The organism is Pedobacter faecalis (genome assembly GCF_030182585.1).
Taxonomy (GTDB): Bacteria; Bacteroidota; Bacteroidia; order Sphingobacteriales; family Sphingobacteriaceae; genus Pedobacter; species Pedobacter faecalis.
Genome location: NZ_JARXOW010000001.1, coordinates 2,586,388 through 2,605,364, shown reverse-complemented (window position 1 = coordinate 2,605,364; position 18,977 = coordinate 2,586,388). Strand labels below are relative to the sequence as shown.

The window sequence follows — 18,977 nt, the reverse complement described above, 5'->3', positions numbered from 1 at the left end:
AACTTAACATTGCGGTCATACTTTTGTATCATATTAGATCAAAGATGAATAGCATTTTCAAATTCTTCACACCGAAAGATAAAAAATTTCAACCGCTGTTTGAACAGGCGGGAAGTAACGTTCGCCAGATCTCTGAGGCTCTGCTGCTTGCACTTAGCGCCCCGGACCTGGAGAAGAGAAAAGAATATATTAAGGAGGTGGAGCGCCTGGAGCACGTGGGCGATGACATCACGCATTCTATTTTTCTGGAACTGAGCAAGAATTTCATCACACCTTTCGACCGCGAGGATATCCACTCACTGGCAAGTGCTGTTGACGATATTGCTGATTATATTCATGCTTCGGCAAGCAATATAGAGCTGTACAACATCACGAAGATTGCGGACCCCATGATTAAACTGGCTGAATTGCTGGTAGAGATGTGTACCGACCTGGAGAAGGCCATCAAGGAACTTAGAAGTTTCAAAAACATCCGTGTCATTGCTGATGCTTGCGTGAGGATCAACAGCGGTGAAAATCAGGCTGACTACGTTTGCAACCTGGCTATAGCACGTCTGTTCGAATTCGAAAAAGATGCCATCGAGCTGATCAGACAAAAAGAGGTGCTGCAAACACTGGAGCTGGCGACGGATAAATGTGAGGACGCGGCAAACGTGCTGGAGTCTATTTTGGTGAAGAACGCTTAATTCTTAAAAAATGGTAACTACCTTATTGGTTGTCGTAATAGTACTTGCTATTGCTTTCGACTATATCAATGGTTTCCATGATGCCGCGAATTCCATCGCGACCATCGTGTCTACCAAGGTTTTGTCGCCCTTCCAGGCTGTATTATGGGCGGCAGTATTCAACTTTGCAGCCTACTTTTATTTTACGGACCACAAAGTAGCCAATACGATCGCAAAAACGGTGGTAGAAGATTTCATTACGCTGGAGGTTATCCTTGCGGGGCTTATTGCGGCTATTTCATGGAACTTGTTTACCTGGTGGTTTGGTATACCTTCCAGTTCATCCCATACGCTCATTGGAGGATTTGCCGGAGCAGGGATGGCGAAGGCAGCCAGCATGGGTTCGGGCGTGATTTCGGCGATCAATATAACACCTATCCTAAAGGTTGTGAGTTTTATTGTCCTGGCCCCGGTACTGGGCATGCTTATTTCTGTGATCATATCTATAATCATCCTTCATTTGTCGAAGAACGCCAGGCCGTCGGTTGCCGAGAAATGGTTTAAGCGCCTGCAATTGCTATCATCGGCAGCTTTAAGCTTTGCGCATGGTGGAAATGATGCCCAGAAAGTTATGGGTATTATTTATGTAGCCATGGTAGCAGCCAATACGCTGAACACGGGCGACCCGATGCCGGAATGGGTTCCCATTTCATGTTATGCGGCAATTGCGCTCGGCACGATGAGTGGTGGATGGAAGATTGTGAAAACCATGGGTTCCAAGATCACCAAGGTGAACGCTTTTGAAGGTGTGGCAGCTGAAACCGCTGGTGCGGTAACGCTTGGTATCACCGAACATTTTGGCATTCCCGTTTCTACCACGCATACCATCACCGGGTCAATCGTTGGTGTAGGTTTATTAAAGCGGGTTTCGGCTGTTCGCTGGGGCGTTACGGTAAGTTTGCTATGGGCATGGGTACTAACCATACCGGTATCAGCTACGCTTGCAGCGCTTACCTTTGCTATAATTCATTACCTGTTTTAGTAGTTTATTACTACCGTAAAGGGCACCGAATCTGGAACATCGGTCCATTTGGTCCAATTCCTGATCAGCCGGACCGCCTCAAGATCATATTGTTTCGAAAGCCCGTGGACAACCTGAACGTTCACGGGCCTTCTGTTTTTTAAGGTGATCTGAAAAGTCGCAGAACTTCCAGCGGCAATCCCTGCTGAAAAGCGGTTTTCCTTGATAAGGTAAGCTTTAAGCTGGTTAATACCTGGCTGTGCCACTCCACGGATATTCAGTCCCGACACCTTTCCCTGCAGTATTTGCTCTATATTGGCGACCGGCACATCGGCGATCCCGCGTCCGGGTGCGGTAAGTGCATTACCTCTCACTGCAGATTTAGTGCGCGCCTGGTAACCACGAATGACCGGTTCTTCGGCTGTAAGACTGTCGGTCTTTGCAAGAACCTCCTGACTGATGCTGGCCGCAGCCAGCACAGCGCTATCGGACACCCGCGCGGCCACCGGCCCATCGTCGGCTACCGCCACAGTAATGGATGCAGCCGTGCTATTTTGCCTGGCTTCCGCAAGTTCAGGGCTATGCTTATCATCTACAGCTGTAGAGATCACGTTTGCGTTAACCGCTGTTTTATCCAGTGGCTCGGCAGGTTTACTCGTTGCCAGCTGTTCTTCGGGCCGGACAAGCTTGCCGGGAGCCTTTTTAGGTGAAATGGACACCTCCACCCGTTTTTCCTGGTTGGCCTGCGCGTCACGGTAATTGTTTTGCCTCATCCAGAAGGCAATACCAACCGCTATAAACAGTACCGCAGCGGTCGAGGCTATACTAAGCCTTTGCCAGGTGATAACAGAAGTCTTTTTGCTATTTTGCTGCTCGGAGATCCGCTCCTGAAGCTGTCTTTGCAGCAGGGATAATGAGTCGGCTGACCGTTTAGGCGAACGGCTTAAGCCGGCAAGTGCTTCGGCAACAAAGGGGTCCTCAAGCGCCTCGCGCTCCACTTTATTCATGGTCCGGGCGTCCAGCTTGCCGTCAAGGTAATCTGTTAAAATCTCAACGTCTAACCAATCTTTATTCACCACTGTTCCTTTCTATGCAAATCTTTAAATTACGTTTGCCGTTTTGAATGTAACTTTTAACCTTTTGCATATCGTATCCCGTCATGTCCGCCACTTCTTTATAACACTTCTCTTGTAAATAAAACAGATCCACACTTACGCGTTGCTCTTCGGGCAACTTTTCCATACACTTTTCCATGAGTGTAAGCTTTTGCTCCTTAACATCGTCTACATCAAGATGCACAATATCCTGATTTTCCACAAATGAATCTTCTAAAGATACTGTGCTGTGTCTGGATGTTCTGCGAAGCAGCATTAAACAGTGATTGCGAGAGAGCACATGCAGCCAACTCTTAAAATTATGGACCTCATGGACACGCAGCTTTACGACGAGTTCCTCAAATATCTGCATCACGGCATCTTTGCTTTGATCCTCATCTTTCAGGTAATTGAGGCATACACCGAACACCAGGTGCATGTACCGGTTGTAAAGAATACCAAGGGTTTCCAGATCGCCGCTGGCTTTATAGCTGGCAATCAAAGCGGCATCGTCCTGATCCCGGATCCTCGCAATGTTCTTTATAAATTTCAATAGATAGCTGCGGTAATTTCCTCAAGTATAAAAATATTTTTTGAAAGCATTGTGGAATTTCTGTCATGCCCACATCATTCCTGAAATCCAAATGTATGAAAAACCTGTTTTTACCTGCAATCATTATCATGCTGTTCACCGCCTTTAAGGTTCCGGGCGACTGGCAGACCATCAGCGGCACCGTAACCAGCGCTCAAGACAATCGCGGTCTGGAAAATGCCAGAATATCTTACGTGGTGCCCGGAGACCAGCCTAAACTGGCAGGCCATACGGACAGAACCGGAAAATACCAGATAAAGATACCGAAAACGGCTACGCAGCTCGTAATAGAACACATGAGCTATAACACTAAAACTGTGTCGATCATCGGTAGCACTTCGGTCGACGTCGTTTTAAGTACGTCACGCGTGACTAATAGTGAGGCGGCGATAAGAGGCCATTCGAAGGTGCGGGATGTGCCTGTAGCGAACATCCCTCAGCTTTTACAAGGAAAAGTTGCAGGCCTCAATATACAGAATGGGGGCTACCAGAGCGAGTCTGAGTCTTATGCTACGGTAAATGAGAGCGGATTCCGTTCGCCAACCCGGCAACCGCTGTCGACTTTTTCAGCCGATGTAGATGTTGCATCGTACAGCAATATGCGGAGGTTCCTTAACAACGGCTCCCTGCCTCCTGCCGATGCCGTTAGGATAGAGGAGATGATCAACTATTTTGACTATGCATACGAACAGCCGAAAGGCGGCGACCCGCTGAATATTCATACAGAAATTTCAAGCGCTCCATGGAATACCAACCATAAGCTGGTGCGGATTGGACTTCAGGGTAAAAAGGTAGAGACCGGCAACCTTCCTGAGTCCAATCTGGTATTTCTTATTGATGTGTCGGGATCAATGAACGCCTACAATAAGCTTCCCCTGCTGGTGTCTTCGCTAAAAATGTTAACCGATCAGCTTCGGGCGTCGGACAAGGTGGCTATCGTTGTGTATGCGGGGAGCGCTGGCCTGGTTCTCCCATCAACACCGGGCAGCCAGAAAATGAAGATCAAACAAGCTTTATCTCAGCTAACCGCAGGTGGCTCTACGGCCGGAGGACGGGGCATTGAGCTGGCTTACAACATTGCGTCGGAGCACTTTATAAAGGGCGGAAACAACCGTGTTATATTGGCTACGGACGGGGATTTTAACGTGGGCCCGAGCAGCGATGGGGATATGCTGAAGCTGATAGAACAGAAACGCAGTACAGGTATCTCACTTACTGTATTGGGATACGGCATGGGCAACCTTAAAGACAGCAAAATGGAGTTGCTGGCCGACAAAGGAAATGGGAACTATGCGTATATCGACAATATTAATGAAGCGCGGAAGGTGCTGGTGAACGCTTTTGGAGGCACCTTGTTTACGATTGCTAAAGATGTGAAACTGCAGGTGGAGTTTAACCCGTCGAGGGTACAGGCTTACCGCTTGATCGGGTATGAAAACCGTAAGCTTAAGGCAGGGGATTTTAATGATGACCGGAAAGACGCCGGGGATATCGGGGCCGGCCATCAGGTAACAGCGCTCTATGAAATTATTCCTGCAGGGGTGAAAAGTTCTTTCGCAGAAAGTGTAGATCCGTTGAAATATCAGCAGAAAGATAAACCGGCAGTGTATAGCAACAGCAGGGAACTGATGACCGTAAAGGTACGTTATAAGAAGCCTGATGGCGGAACAAGTAAAATGATCAAAAAGGCTGTGCTGGACATTCCGGTATCTTTTGCACGGACTTCAGAAGATTTTAAGTTCAATGCGTCGATTGCAGAGTTCGGCATGCTCCTTCGTCAGTCGCCCTATAAACAAAATGCGTCGTTTGAACAGGCCATCAGAAATGCCAGTGCAGGATTGGGAAAGGATCCTGAAGGTTATCGTTCTGAATTTGTGAGACTGGTGAAATCTGCTAAACTATTGGCCAAAGATTTGCTTGTCTTGGAAAGAACTGATGAAATCGATGAAAAGAATTAGCCTTGTATTAATCCCCCTGTTGATGCTGACCGCAAGCGGCTGTGATGTTCAGAGTCAGGCGCAGTTGGGTAACATTATTAAACAAATACCAACCGGAAAGCCGACAACCACAGAGATTGGACTGGGCCTTAAGCAAGCGCTTGAAATTGGGACAAGCCGGAGTACGGATCAGCTTTCGGTTAAGGACGGCTTTTTCGGAAATCTTGCGCTAAAAATTTTATTCCCCCCGGAAGCCCAGAAGATAGAGCAAACGCTTCGGAGTGTTGGCCTGGGCGCTCTGGCCGACAATGTGATTTTGAGCTTAAACCGTGCCGCCGAGGATGCGGCAAAAGAAGCAAAACCGATCTTTTTATCGGCCATTAAGCAAATGACCATAGCAGACGCCACCAATATTCTTTTTGGCGACAAAGATGCTGCTACGAATTATTTTAAGCGGGTTACTTCGGCTCAGCTGATGGAAAAATTTAAGCCCGTAATAGCCGGGAGCCTGAGTAAGGTTGGGGCCACGCGGTATTGGGGAGAGGCGGCGAGCCAGTATAATAAACTCCCGCTGGTCAAACCGGTTACAACGGATCTTTCTGCCTGCGTAACACAAAAAGCGATAGACGGGATATTTGCTCAGGTGGCGCTGGAAGAGCTTAAGATCAGGCAGGATATAGGTTCGCGGTCGACAGTCCTGCTGCAAAAGGTGTTCGGGTATGCCGACCGGAACCGGTGAGCGTAGATTTAGTCGGCACTCCAGTACGGGGTGTCACAAAAAAAGACTAATTTTACAGAACTAATTTTTATATAACTATTGGATTTTAAAGAATTTAACTTTAACCCGGATTTGTTTGAAGGGTTACAGGCTATGGGCTTTAAGGCTGCGACGCCTATACAGCAACAAGCCATTCCGCTTATACTGGAAAACAAAGATCTGATCGCGTGTGCACAAACCGGAACCGGGAAAACCGGCGCCTATTTACTGCCTGTGATGCATAAAATAACCCAGACACCGGAACGTCATAACAATACCCTGATCCTTGCGCCAACCAGAGAACTTGCCCAGCAGATCGATGTGCAGGTGGAGGCGCTTTCGTATTTTACGAATATCAGTTCACTTACCGTGTATGGCGGTGGCGATGGTATTGCTTACGAACAGCAAAAGCGGTCGATGCGTGAAGGAGTAGACATTATTATTGCTACCCCCGGCCGTCTTATTTCGCATCTTTCCTCGGGTGTATTAAAACTGGACCAACTGCAGCACCTCATATTGGATGAAGCCGACCGCATGCTCGACATGGGTTTCTATGATGATATTATGCGTATTGTAAGCTTCCTGCCTGCCAAACGTCAGACGGTACTTTTCTCGGCGACCATGCCACCTAAAATCAGGACCCTCGCCGGCCGGCTTTTACAGAACCCGGAACAGATCAGCATTGCTATTTCCAAACCGGCTGAAGGAATATCACAGCAGGTTTATATGGCCTATGATGAACAGAAAGTACCGCTGCTTACGGATATTCTAAAAGGCGACTTCAAGAGCATTATCATTTTTGCCTCGACCAAGGAAAAGGTGAAAAACCTTGGCAAGGTGTTTAGGGGGCTTAAGCTTAAAGCAGAGCCTTTCCATTCGGACCTTGGGCAGAAGGAACGTGAGGAGGTGCTCCTGCGGTTTAAGAACAGACAGCTTCCTATCTTGATCGGTACGGATGTGCTCAGCAGGGGTATTGATGTGGAGGGGATCGATCTAGTGGTCAACTTTGATGTTCCTCATGATGCTGAAGATTACGTACACCGCATTGGCCGGACGGCCCGGGCAGCCAGCAAGGGCACTGCGATAACACTCGTTAACCCGCGCGATAAACGTAAATTGGTAAGCATTGAAAAACTAATTGGAAAAACTATTGAGCGCATGACGCTTCCTGCCGAACTGGGTGAAGCACCATCAGATGCGCCGGAACCGAAATCGGCCCGACAGAAGCCCTCAGGTGAGGCCAGGCCTGAACAGGCGAACGGTAAGCCAAAGCGGAAGTTCTGGAAGAAAAAACCGGCAAAAAACAAAGGCCCACAGGCTTAAAAACTATAATTTTTAGCAGGATTTTCGTATCTTTACTGTATGCAGAATCTCCCGCCCTTAGCCGAACGTTTGCGCCCGCAAAGCCTGGATGAATATGTGGGGCAGCAACACTTGGTGGGTTCAGATGCTGTTTTACGAAAAGCCATTCAAAGCGGACAGCTGCCTTCTATGATTTTTTGGGGGCCTCCGGGGGTTGGTAAAACTACGCTTGCTTATATTATTTCGCAAACACTCGACCGCCCATTTTTTAACCTGAGCGCAATTAACTCTGGTGTTAAGGACGTGAGGGAGGTCATTGACAAAGCAGCGCAACTCAAGGGTGGTCTGCTGGGTATGCCGGTACTATTTATTGACGAGATACACAGGTTCAGCAAGTCGCAGCAGGATAGCCTGCTGGGTGCAGTTGAACGCGGACTGGTGACGCTGATTGGCGCGACAACGGAAAATCCTTCTTTTGAGGTTATATCGGCTTTGCTGTCGCGCTGCCAGGTGTACATCCTTAAGGCTCTCGAAGAGGAAGAGCTTGTTCTGCTGTTGCAGAATGCGATCAGCCAGGACGTTTTACTGAGACAGAAAAACATCCGGATAGAGGAGCATGAAGCCCTGATCCGCTTATCGGGCGGCGATGCCAGGAAGCTGCTGAACGTCCTCGAGATTGCAGTGAACGGAATCGGCGGCGAAACGGTTGTGCTGACGAATGAGCGTGTTTTAGCGCATGCGCAACAGAATATGGCCATGTATGATAAGGCTGGTGAGCAGCATTATGATATTATATCTGCTTTCATTAAATCCATTCGTGGCAGCGACCCTAACGCTGCCGTATACTGGCTGGCCAGGATGATTGAGGGCGGGGAAGATCCGCTGTTTATAGCCCGTCGCCTGTTGATACTATCTTCCGAAGATATCGGGAATGCAAACCCGAATGCACTTTTGCTGGCCAACAACTGTTTTCAGGCGGTTAATGTGATCGGTAATCCGGAAGCCAGGATTATACTGGCACAAACGGTTACTTATCTTGCCTCGTCGCCCAAGAGCAATGCATCTTATGAAGCCATCAATAAGGCGCAGGCGCTTGTAAGGCAGACGGGAAATTTACCGGTGCCGCTTCATATCAGAAACGCGCCTACCAAGCTGATGAAGAACATTGGATATGGGAAGGATTATCAGTATGCGCACAGCTTTGAGGGAAATTTTTCAGCGCAGGAGTATTTTCCTGAACAGTTGAGCGGCACTTTACTTTATAACCCGGGGCGCAATGCCGCCGAAGAGAAGCTCAGGGAAAAACTGAGGCAAAACTGGAAGGATAAATATAAATACTGATTATGCTGACGACATTTTTACATCACCAGTGGAAGGGCTTTTGGCGGTCGCAAAACCGGGGCGGCACCATTGCCGCACAAATTTTTATGGGTTTTGCCGTATTGTACCTTCTGGCCATAGCCTTGGTTATCGGCTTCTCTTTCGAAAAGATCATTCCCATGATGCTTCCTGGAAAGGATGTGATGCTGGTATTTAACGGGCTTATTCTTTATTATTTTGCGGTTGACTTTGTAGCCCGCATACAATTGCAGGACCTGCCCACCCTAAGTATTGTCCCCTACCTGCATTTGAATATTCCCAGAAGCAAACTAGTGTCTTTTTTAAACGTAAGGGCGGTGTTCACTGCATTTAATCTCTTCCCGCTCATCATTTTTCTGCCCTTTTGCGCGACGGTAGTCGCGTCCACACTCGGAGGCCTGGTTTCGGCTATGTATTGCCTCGCTGTTATAAGTTTGACCCTGCTCAACAATTACGCCGCCCTTTATGTAAAACGGCAAACAACAACTCATGCTTATCTGATCTTTGTGGTCATGGGCGTTGTAGCTGCGGTCGCGCTTCTTGAATACACGGGTGTATTTTCGATTGCAGGGCTATCTGACAGGCTGTTCAGGCTTATTGCCGCTACGCCTGTATTGGCTGTCATGTTCCCGATCTTAGCTATTGGCGTGTTCATTGCCCATGCAAGATATCTGCGTTCGAGGCTGTATGCTGAGGAACTAAGTGCGGGTACAGAAAAAAAGGTGAGCACTGATCTTCCTTTTCTAGGCAGGTTCGGAGAGGCGGGCATTCTCGCCGCGCTTGAGCTTAAACTGATTATGCGACACAAGCGGCCGCGGTCTGCGGTGATCATGAGCCTGCTCTTTGTCTTTTATGGCTTTCTGTTTTATAAGGAGAAACTTCTTGCAACGAACTCCTTCGGTGCAATGATTTTCGCTGCAACGTTCATGACCGGCAGCGCAATCAGTATATATGGTCAGTTTATGTTCGGATGGCAGGGCGCACACTTTGATGGTCTGCTGGCAAACCGGCTAAGCACAGTAAATTTTATACGTGCAAAGTTTCTGATCTTTACGGTCTCGTCTACCATCATTACCCTGCTTGTTTCTTTTTATGGTTTCATCGACTGGAAAATTGTGATGATCCAACTTGCCGCATATCTTTATAATATCGGCATCGGAAGCGTGGTGGTGCTTTATTTTGCCACGCGGAACTATAAGGCGATTGATCTGAGCAAGGGCGCGGGATTCAACTACCAGGGCGTGGGCGCGAGCCAGTTTGTTCTTATCCTTCCTTATTTCCTGCTTCCCTATCTCTTTTACCTCCCTTTTTCTATAGCGGGCCTTCCTTATTGGGGTTTGGCAGCGCTCGGAGCAGCCGGACTTGTGTGTTTGCTGACGAGGAGGTTCTGGATAAGATTTATTGTGAAGCAATTTGAGAAACAAAAATATAAAATCGCCGCTGGCTTTAGAGAAACATCATGATCCTGGAAATAACAGATTTAAAAAAGGTTTATGGCAACAGGACGGTTGTCAATATTCCATCATTGAGCATTACCGAAGGCGAAACCATCGGCTTAGTCGGGAATAACGGCGCAGGCAAAACTACGCTGTTCAGAATGATGCTTGACCTGATCAGACCTGATGAGGGCCTGGTGCTTTCCAGAGGCGTAGATGTGTCGGAAAGCGACGCCTGGAAAAAATACACGGCATCGTATCTGGACGAGGGATTCCTGATTGACTACCTGACCGCCGAGGAGTACTTCTTGTTTGTCGGAAGTCTTCATAACATAAATGAGGCCTCGGTTTTTACTTACCTGGAGCAGTATCAGGATTTTTTTAACGGCGAAATATTAAAGAAGAACAAGTATATCCGCGATTTCAGCAAAGGCAACCAAAACAAAATTGGCATAGCGGCGGGGTTGATGCAGAACCCGGATCTTCTTATTCTCGATGAGCCCTTTGCAAATCTGGACCCCACCACCCAGATTCGTTTAAAGACGCTTTTGAAGAGCCCGGATTTGAAACAACGCATGACTACGCTGATCTCCAGCCACGACCTTAACCACGTAACTGAGGTTTGCGACCGGATCATTTTGCTTGAGAAGGGCGTCGTTATAAAGGATTTCATGAAGGACGAGAATACGCTCAGGGCGCTTGAAAACTACTTTTCTGCTTAAGTGTACAGTATACTGGTCGCATTTACACGGGCTGAGGTCTGCGGTACTTAAAGGGAGCAAGCTAAAGGTTTTGGCACTAGGTTTGATTTATGGCGATCATAAATAGAAAAGTTATGACAACATCGAGATTTAAAATAGCCACTTTCAGTATGGCGATAGCCATCGGGGCGATGACATTGCAAGGTTGCGACAGTATGACCAAGACACAAAAAGGCGCGGGAATCGGTGCTGCAACGGGAGGTGTGATTGGTGCTATCATTGGAAAGAAAGCAGGTAACACGGCGGTTGGTGCAGTAATCGGCGCTGCAGTGGGCGGTACTGCTGGGGGTTTCATTGGTAAGAGAATGGACAAGCAGGCTGCAGAGATCCAAAATGCTATTCCGAACGCTGAAGTCATTCGTGAAGGAGAAGGTATTATTGTTAAGTTCGACAGTGGTATCTTGTTTGGTTTCGATAAATCGGACCTCACCGCACAAGCGAAGACTAACGTTCAGGCCTTGGCAAGTTCATTAAATCAGTATCCGAATACCGACATTAAGATCATCGGTCATACAGACAACAAGGGATCAGAAAGCTACAATCAGGGTCTTTCAGAAAGAAGAGCGGCAGCAGTTAAAGCTTATGCGATTTCACAGGGTGTGCCTTCATCGCGCCTGATCACAATTGGAAAAGGATTCTCTGAGCCTATTGCAGATAATGCTACTGAAGATGGGCGCGCGGCCAACCGAAGAGTTGAGGTGGTTATCGTTGCGAACGATAAGTTAATTCAGGAAGCGAAGCAACAAGGCAAATAATCGGCATTTCCATCTACCTATTGAAAAAGGCTCCATTAAGACAATGGGGTCTTTTTTATTTTTTAATACAGCTGGTTACTCGTATATGTCCTCGAAATAATGAATGGCCAGTGACTTTAGTAAAAGCTCCTGCTCCATTAATGCGTATGAAGGGACGGCTTTCACCAGCTTCCAATGGGGCCAGCCATCCTGGTCCAGACCCTCCAGTTCGTAAAAACCCATTTCGCTAAGCAGGCGGCAGGTAGCGATGTGCATGAGTTCTTCTTTTTGACGCTTGCTGTATTTGCCTGGTCCTCTTCCCAACTCCTGAACACCTATTAAAAACAAAACCACCTTCAAATCAGGTTCTTCAGATTCGAAATCTTGGGCGATCCTTCTTTGCAATTCTTTCCACTTGGTATGTATTTCTGCAGGCTTCATAATGCAAATGTACGACACCTTTCAGCTTTCTCGTTATAAATTAGCTTGGCGCTGGATGATTTACTATTTTTAGCCTATGAATAGACAAATAACTACAGGCCTGATGGCTTATGGCATGTCGGGGAAGGTGTTTCACGCTCCCTTTGTACATGCGCATCAGGGCTTCCATTTTCATGCGGTTACAGAACGCAGCAAAAAAGCTGCTGCAGGCGACTACCCCGGGCTAATTAGCTATGATACTATTGATGAGTTGATAGCCGACGAGCGCATCGAGCTGATGATCATCAACACCCCCAATTATACGCATTACGATTATGCAGCCAGATGTTTACGGGCGGGTAAGCACATCCTTGTTGAGAAGCCTTTTACCGCGACTTCGGCAGAAGCGCTGGAGTTATTTGCTTTGGCGGAGTCTGTTGGCCGGAAAATTCTTTTTTATCAGAACCGGCGCTGGGACAGCGACTTCAGAGCGGTTAGGGAGGTTATAGACAGCGGTAGACTGGGTAAACTTAACGAAGTTCACTTCCGCTACGATAGATACAGGGCAGCAATTGGCCCGAAGACTTTTAAGGAAGAACCGTATGCTGCAAGCGGCCTGATGTATGACCTTGGCCCGCACCTACTGGATCAGGCGATCAGTGTATTTGGTAAGCCGCTATCTTTTCATAAGATATTGGGAATGAACCGGGAGAACACGCGCGTGGATGATTATTTCTCTATCCATTTAAGCTATCCAGACAGCGTAAACGTGTTTGTGCACGCTAACTTATTACTGGCGGATCCTTTGCCGGCCTTTGTGGTCCACGGCAATCTTGGCTCACTTCATAAGGTGAGGGCCGATAGTCAGGAAGAGCAGTTGCTGGGAGGCATGAAGCTGGACAACGATACCTATGGTATAGAAGCGGCTGGCACAGCCGGCAAGCTTACTTTGGTTGACCAGTCGGGAAACAAGACTGTCGAAACAGTTCCTTCGCTCCGCGGAAATTACCTGGACTTGTTTGAAGCCGTATACCAAAACATAGTGAATGACGTCCCATACCCGGTAAGCCCTGATCAGGTCATTGCTCAACTAGAAATTCTGGAAGCCGCCAACTAAAGGCTTCCCAGAAGTGACACATTGAACTCTGTGGGTATCTCGATATGGGGGATATGTCCGCACGCGTCGAATTCTACGATTTTGGCGCCGGGGATTTTAGCTGCGGTTTGCTTGCCTAAAAGTGTATAACGCCCATATAAAGCTTGCTGATCGGGTGTTAACAAGCCCTTCCCCACGATCGTGCGGTCTTGTTTCCCGATAAAAAGCACCGTAGGAACCTTGATGTTGTAGAATTCATATACTACCGGCTGTTCATAAATCATAGTATATGTTAGCGCAGCAACCCTGGCCCACCTGGGGAAGTCTGCGCTCGCCGTAACTCCGGCAGCAATGTTCACCAGTTCTTCATATTCAGGTTTCCAGACGGTGAAATAAGAACTCTGATAATACCGTCTGATGCTTTCTGCGGTCGATTTCAACTCGGTGCGGTACTGCTCTTCCGTGGTTATATAAGGTACGAAACGCCGGTAGTCTTCGAGACCGATAGGGTTCTCCAAGAGCAATTTCTCGGTACGCTCCGGATACATCAAGGCAAAACGCGTGGCAAGCATTCCGCCCATCGAGTGGCCGAGCACGCTTGCCCGCTGGATCTTCAAGGTATCAAGAAGTGCTTTGTTCCAGCGCGCCATTTGATGGAAACTATAATGTATGAATGCTTTTGACGACCTACCAAATCCAATCTGATCCGGCACGATAACCCTGAACCCGCGATCGGTTAGCGCCTTTATAACATTAGTCCAGTAATATCCACCGAAGTTCTTTCCATGAAACAATACGACAGTTCTGCCGTTGCTTATCCTGCCAGGCATGATATCCATGTAGGCCATCCGGAGATCCTGGCCCTCGGTATGCACCGGAAAGAACTTTACCGGGTGAGGATAACCTACATTTTCAAGGGTTACAGATAAGGTGTCTGATTTTTGTGCAAACGCTGATAACGAGAAGAGCAGCGACAATACAAAGGATATTCTTTTCAACATGGCTGTTTATTAACTTCAAACAATTTAATCTGTATAAGGTTATAAACATATTTAAAAAAACTATCAAACACAATGTGAGGGTGTTTAAACTCCACCAATGCGCATTAATTTTGTTTATTAGTTTTAAAAAAAATATAAACAATCTAATTTCTTAATATATTTGTATTCAACAAATTAATCTGACTTGGCAAAGGGCACCGCAGTTTACAAAAACATTTTGGTCATCGAGGATAATCATGCGATTCTTGACGTGATCACGCTTATTTTACAGAGCGAAGCGTACAAAGTATCTGGCTTCAACAAAAGCGCAGACATGATGTCGCATATTGAAGCCTCAAAGCCGGATCTGATTATACTCGATATCATGTTACCGGACGGGGATGGGAGAGATCTGTTGAAACAAATCAGGTCTGAAGAAAAAACGGCACATATTCCTGTGCTGATGATATCGGCACGATACACAGCGGAAAATATCCAGCATGGTGAGTTCAAACCCAATGGCTTTCTAGCTAAACCGTTCGATATTGACGATCTGCTGGACAAGATCGAAGGCATTCTATCCGGAAAATCTTACTAAATATTAGTCAGCCTTACAGGCCTGAAATAAAGCGACAATTGAGTCGATCGACAGGCGTTTTTGATCGCCGCTTTGCATGTCTTTTAAAGTAAGCTGCCCGTCTGTCATCTCTTCACTTCCTATCAGAATCACATACGGAATATTTTTAGAGTCAGCATAACCCATCTGTTTTTTCAGCTTCGCGTGAGATGGATAGAGTTCAGCACTGATTCCAGCTGTACGTAATCGCTTGAGTAATGGCAACGCGTATCTTTCGGCTTCTGCATCGAAATTACTGATCAGGACCTGCGTACCGGTCAGCACCGATTCTGGAAACAGATTCAATTCTTCAAGCACGTCATAGATACGGTCGGCCCCAAATGATATCCCTACGCCGGTAAGTCCCTTTAAACCAAACATGCCCGTCAGGTTATCGTACCGACCGCCGCCGCCGATACTGCCGATGCTTACCTGATTGGCTTTTACTTCGAAGATGCAGCCCGTATAGTAATTTAACCCGCGGGCTAAGGTTACATCCAGGTCAACGTTACCCGCAAGGTCATTATCTCCCGACAATAAGCTAAGGTATTCAAACACCTGCCGCAGCTCGCTCAGACCCTCTGTACCTATAGGTGAAGACGACAATACCATATCCAGGTTCTCCAGCTTCTGCGTAACGGATCCCGAAAGCAAAATAATTGGCCTTAGCTTTTCGATGTCGGAAGCTGAAAACCCTCTCTCAATAAGTTCAGCAATTACACCATCTAATCCGATTTTATCGAGTTTATCAATGGCAATCGTCATGTCAACGATCAAGTCCGGCTTACCTAAGATCTCAGCGATTCCAGACAATATCTTGCGATTATTTATTTTTATTGTGAAATCATTCAGCCCAAGATTAGTCAGCGCCTCCTGGTAGATCAGAACGAACTCAGCTTCATTGAGCAAACTCTCCGAACCGACTACATCGGCATCACATTGGTAAAATTCCCTGTAACGACCTTTTTGCGGCCTGTCTGCCCGCCATACAGGTTGTACCTGATAGCGTTTAAAGGGAAAGGAAATATCTGCCTGGTGCATCACGACATATCGCGCAAACGGAACAGTTAAGTCATATCTGAGCGCCTTCTCTGTAATTGACGGGAGAAGAATGTTGCTTGTTCGACTGTTGAGGACGTCAGCATCCACCTTCGATAGAAAGTCTCCGCTGTTCAATATTTTAAAGATCAGTTTGTCTCCCTCGTCACCATACTTACCCGTTAGTGTTGACAGATTCTCCATGGAAGGTGTCTGTATCTCAGCATAGCCATATTTTCTGAAAACCCTTTTAATGGTTTCAAAAATATAATTACGTCTAACCATCTCCTTTGGAGAAAAATCGCGGGTTCCTTTTACTAATGAGGGTTTAATACTCGACATGGCGCAAAAATACAAAAACTAACAGGCATAAAAAAAGGTTGCCCTGTGCGAGGGCAACCTTTTATTTATAAAGATCACTATTATGCAAGCAATCTGATCGGCTCTTCCAGTAGACCCTTTAGGGTTTGAAGGAAAGCGGCACCAGTGGCCCCGTCAACTACGCGATGGTCGCATCCTAATGTCAGCTTCATCACGTTTCCTGGAACGACAGCGCCGTTTTTCACAACAGGTACCTGCTGAATTGCTCCTACAGATAAAATAGCACCATCGGGAGCGTTAATGATTGAAGTAAACTCGTCAATACCGAACATACCAAGGTTAGACACGGTAAAGGTTGAGCCTTCCCAGTCCGACGGCTGCAGTTTCTTAGCCTTCGCCTTTTGTCCGTATTCTTTCACTTCTGCAGAAATGTGGGATAATGATTTACCGTCTGCAAAGCGAACTACCGGAACTAACAAGCCATCCTCAACAGCCATAGCCACACCAATGTTCGTGTGCTCGTTGAAGCGGATCTTATCACCACCCCATGACGAGTTGACCGCAGGATGCTTTTTAAGTGCGACAGCAACTGCCTTGATTACGATATCATTAAATGATACTTTAACAGGCGCAACCGCATTTATCGCTGTGCGCGCTGATATGGCACTATCCATATCTACGCTAATGGTGAGATAAAAATGAGGTGCGGTAAATAAACTTTCTGACAAACGCTTCGCGATCACTTTACGCATCTGTGAAACAGGCTTCTCAGTAAATCTTTCTTCACCTACAAACTGTGGTATCACTGGCGCAGCCGACTTTCCTGTGTCTGCACCCGTTGTAGCTTCTGTTTTTTTAGAACCAGCCTCAGGTTTAAAGCTTTCGACATCCTTTTTTATAATACGTCCGCCGTCCGCGCTCCCTGCAACCTGTGTCAGGTCAATACCTTTCTCGAGCGCAATCCGTCTGGCAAGCGGAGATGCCTTAACGCGATCGCCTGTTCCCGAGACTACGGCCTTCTCTTCTTTATGATCAACTGAGCGGGCGTCGGAACCAGCAGCAGGCTTCTCTTCCTTAGCGGAAGCAGCCGGCTTAACATCGCCTTGATTTAAAATGCCGCTTATGTCTGTACCTTCAGGTCCTACAATGGCAATAATGCCATTGACTTTTGCCGCCTGGCCTTTTTCAACGCCTATATGTAAAAGTGTTCCTGACGCATAGCCCATCACCTCCATCGTTGCCTTGTCGGTTTCAACATCGGCCAGTATATCGTCGTCCTTCACCTTATCTCCCACTTTCTTGTGCCATTCAGCAATAACACCTTCTGTCATTGTATCACTAAGCAGAGGCATGCGGATTACACTAACACCCATTTTCTCCAGATCCTGCTCTGAAAGTCCCCCGGATGCCGGTGCATTGCCTGCTGAACTATCTGGCCCATCTTCAGGCTTACCAGCCGGTTCAGATTCAGCTCCTGACGGCTTGTCTTCGGATGCTAAAAGCGCTTTATAATCTTCACCTTCCTTGCCTACTACTGCGATAACGGCGTCAACAGGCACTGCCTTACCTTCTTCCACACCAATATATAATATGGTGCCGTCCCAGTAAGATTCCAGATCCATGGTCGCCTTGTCAGTCTCAACCTCAGCAAGGACGTCTCCGCTTTTTATCTTATCGCCAACTTTTTTATGCCACTTAGCCATAACCCCCTCGGTCATGGTGTCGCTCATTTTTGGCATTCTAATTATTTCAGCCATCTTAATATCTCTTGAAATGCGTATGTAATTAATCTAAAACGTAAGGATAGTCCTGCTGTGCGTAAACATCTTTATAAAGCTCCGCAGCTTCCGGCCATGGCGACTCTTCGGCAAACTTCACTGACTCATCAACAATCTCTTTCACGCGGGACTCAATGCCTTCAATCCATGCTTCGTCAGCATATTTCTCCTTTAATATAACTTCCCTTACTTTTTCGATAGGGTCTTTAGATTTATAATCCTCAAGTTCTTCTTTTGTCCTGTATTTAGCAGGATCTGACATGGAATGTCCGCGGTAACGATACGTGCGCATTTCAAGGAAAGTGGGGCCCTCACCGTTTCTTGCCCGCTGGAACGCTTCATCCATAGCGTTATGTACGGCTACCGGATCCATACCATCTACCGGTGCACAAGGCATATCGAAGCCGAGACCAATCTTATAAATATCGGTCATATTGGTAGTGCGCTCCACAGATGTACCCATTGCATATCCGTTATTTTCACAAACGAATACCACGGGCAGCTTCCAAAGCATAGCCATGTTAAATGCCTCATTAAGCGCCCCCTGGCGAACGGCGCCATCACCCATGTAACATACGTTTACGTTAGATGTTCCCTTGTATTTTTCTGCAAAAGCAATCCCTGCCCCCAAAGGAATTTGTCCGCCCACGATTCCGTGTCCGCCATAGAAATTATGTTCCTTACTGAAGAGGTGCATAGAACCACCCTTGCCTTTCGAGCAGCCAGTGGCCTTTCCATACATTTCAGCCATGATTGAATTAGCACTCACACCCAGAGCCAGCGCGTGAGCATGGTCCCGATACGCCGTAATCATAGAGTCTCCCTTCTGCATAGCTGACACAGCTCCTGCAACGACAGCTTCCTGACCGATATATAGATGGCAAAAACCCCTTATTTTCTGTTGCCCGTATAGCTGACCTGTTTTCTCTTCGAACTTGCGCATAAGCAACATCGACTCAAACCACTTTAGATAAGTATCTTTATTAATTTCTACTGCACTCATTATTTGGGTATAGATTTATTTTACGCTAGCAAATCTAGTTTTTTATTGCAACATTAGGAAGAAAATG

Annotated in this window: 18 protein-coding genes; 11 read left to right on the top strand and 7 right to left on the bottom strand. The window is 47.0% G+C overall.

Annotation, left to right across the window (positions count from 1 at the left end):
- The first annotated feature begins 44 nt into the window (after positions 1-44).
- Both QEP07_RS11825 and QEP07_RS11820 read left to right on the top strand, forming a co-directional pair.
- Entirely contained in the window at positions 45-686 is a 642-nt protein-coding gene (locus tag QEP07_RS11825; RefSeq protein ID WP_256002300.1) for a DUF47 domain-containing protein, read from the top strand.
- Positions 687-696: 10 nt separating this feature from the next.
- Positions 697-1,707, top strand: coding sequence for an inorganic phosphate transporter (locus QEP07_RS11820; RefSeq protein WP_256002303.1), 1,011 nt, complete (start codon positions 697-699; stop codon positions 1,705-1,707).
- Here QEP07_RS11820 and QEP07_RS11815 read toward each other — a convergent pair.
- Positions 1,704-2,765: a hypothetical protein gene (locus tag QEP07_RS11815; protein WP_285010305.1), complete on the bottom strand. Its 1,062-nt coding sequence runs from the start codon at positions 2,763-2,765 to the stop codon at positions 1,704-1,706. The genes QEP07_RS11820 and QEP07_RS11815 overlap by 4 nt on opposite strands.
- Positions 2,755-3,333: an RNA polymerase sigma factor gene (locus QEP07_RS11810; RefSeq protein ID WP_256002308.1), complete on the bottom strand. Its 579-nt coding sequence runs from the start codon at positions 3,331-3,333 to the stop codon at positions 2,755-2,757. Before QEP07_RS11810 ends, QEP07_RS11815 begins: the two co-directional genes overlap by 11 nt.
- A gap of 95 nt (positions 3,334-3,428) precedes the next feature.
- Between QEP07_RS11810 and QEP07_RS11805 the strand changes: the two genes are divergently transcribed.
- The 7 genes from QEP07_RS11805 (at position 3,429) to QEP07_RS11775 (ending at position 11,679) form a co-directional block, all read left to right on the top strand.
- Positions 3,429-5,330, top strand: coding sequence for a YfbK domain-containing protein (locus tag QEP07_RS11805; protein ID WP_285010304.1), 1,902 nt, complete (start codon positions 3,429-3,431; stop codon positions 5,328-5,330).
- The gene (locus QEP07_RS11800) at positions 5,317-6,048 is read left to right on the top strand and encodes a DUF4197 domain-containing protein (RefSeq protein ID WP_285010303.1); all 732 of its coding nucleotides are present in this window, start codon (positions 5,317-5,319) and stop codon (positions 6,046-6,048) included. The genes QEP07_RS11805 and QEP07_RS11800 overlap by 14 nt, the downstream gene beginning before the upstream one ends.
- A gap of 78 nt (positions 6,049-6,126) precedes the next feature.
- A complete protein-coding gene (locus QEP07_RS11795; RefSeq protein ID WP_285010302.1) occupies positions 6,127-7,389 on the top strand; it encodes a DEAD/DEAH box helicase in 1,263 nt (420 codons plus the stop codon).
- 39 nt (positions 7,390-7,428) lie between these two features.
- Entirely contained in the window at positions 7,429-8,709 is a 1,281-nt protein-coding gene (locus QEP07_RS11790) for a replication-associated recombination protein A (protein WP_285010301.1), read from the top strand.
- A 2-nt stretch (positions 8,710-8,711) separates the two neighbouring features.
- Positions 8,712-10,190, top strand: coding sequence for a DUF5687 family protein (locus QEP07_RS11785; protein WP_285010300.1), 1,479 nt, complete (start codon positions 8,712-8,714; stop codon positions 10,188-10,190).
- Complete coding sequence (locus tag QEP07_RS11780) at positions 10,187-10,885, top strand: ABC transporter ATP-binding protein (protein ID WP_285010299.1); 699 nt, start codon at positions 10,187-10,189, stop codon at positions 10,883-10,885. The genes QEP07_RS11785 and QEP07_RS11780 overlap by 4 nt, the downstream gene beginning before the upstream one ends.
- 113 nt (positions 10,886-10,998) lie before the next feature.
- A complete protein-coding gene (locus QEP07_RS11775; protein WP_256002327.1) occupies positions 10,999-11,679 on the top strand; it encodes a YiaD family glycine zipper/OmpA-like lipoprotein in 681 nt (226 codons plus the stop codon).
- A 75-nt stretch (positions 11,680-11,754) separates the two neighbouring features.
- Here the strand turns inward: QEP07_RS11775 and QEP07_RS11770 are convergent, their stop codons facing one another.
- A complete protein-coding gene (locus QEP07_RS11770; protein WP_285010298.1) occupies positions 11,755-12,099 on the bottom strand; it encodes a hypothetical protein in 345 nt (114 codons plus the stop codon).
- Positions 12,100-12,175: 76 nt separating this feature from the next.
- Between QEP07_RS11770 and QEP07_RS11765 the strand changes: the two genes are divergently transcribed.
- Positions 12,176-13,195 (top strand): Gfo/Idh/MocA family protein, encoded by a 1,020-nt coding sequence (locus tag QEP07_RS11765; protein ID WP_256002333.1) that lies wholly within the window; start codon positions 12,176-12,178, stop codon positions 13,193-13,195.
- Here the strand turns inward: QEP07_RS11765 and QEP07_RS11760 are convergent.
- Complete coding sequence (locus QEP07_RS11760; RefSeq protein WP_256002335.1) at positions 13,192-14,175, bottom strand: alpha/beta fold hydrolase; 984 nt, start codon at positions 14,173-14,175, stop codon at positions 13,192-13,194. The genes QEP07_RS11765 and QEP07_RS11760 overlap by 4 nt on opposite strands.
- A gap of 184 nt (positions 14,176-14,359) precedes the next feature.
- Here QEP07_RS11760 and QEP07_RS11755 point away from each other — a divergent pair, with 184 nt between their 5' ends.
- Complete coding sequence (locus QEP07_RS11755) at positions 14,360-14,752, top strand: response regulator transcription factor (protein WP_256002337.1); 393 nt, start codon at positions 14,360-14,362, stop codon at positions 14,750-14,752.
- Between the two features lie 3 nt (positions 14,753-14,755).
- Here the strand turns inward: QEP07_RS11755 and hisS are convergent, their stop codons facing one another.
- From hisS to pdhA, 3 genes are all read right to left on the bottom strand, one after another.
- Complete coding sequence (gene hisS, locus QEP07_RS11750) at positions 14,756-16,150, bottom strand: histidine--tRNA ligase (protein ID WP_285010297.1); 1,395 nt, start codon at positions 16,148-16,150, stop codon at positions 14,756-14,758.
- Between the two features lie 80 nt (positions 16,151-16,230).
- Entirely contained in the window at positions 16,231-17,886 is a 1,656-nt protein-coding gene (locus tag QEP07_RS11745; protein WP_285010296.1) for a dihydrolipoyl dehydrogenase family protein, read from the bottom strand.
- 28 nt (positions 17,887-17,914) lie between these two features.
- Complete coding sequence (gene pdhA / locus QEP07_RS11740; RefSeq protein ID WP_285010294.1) at positions 17,915-18,910, bottom strand: pyruvate dehydrogenase (acetyl-transferring) E1 component subunit alpha; 996 nt, start codon at positions 18,908-18,910, stop codon at positions 17,915-17,917.
- Between the last annotated feature and the right edge of the window lie 67 nt (positions 18,911-18,977).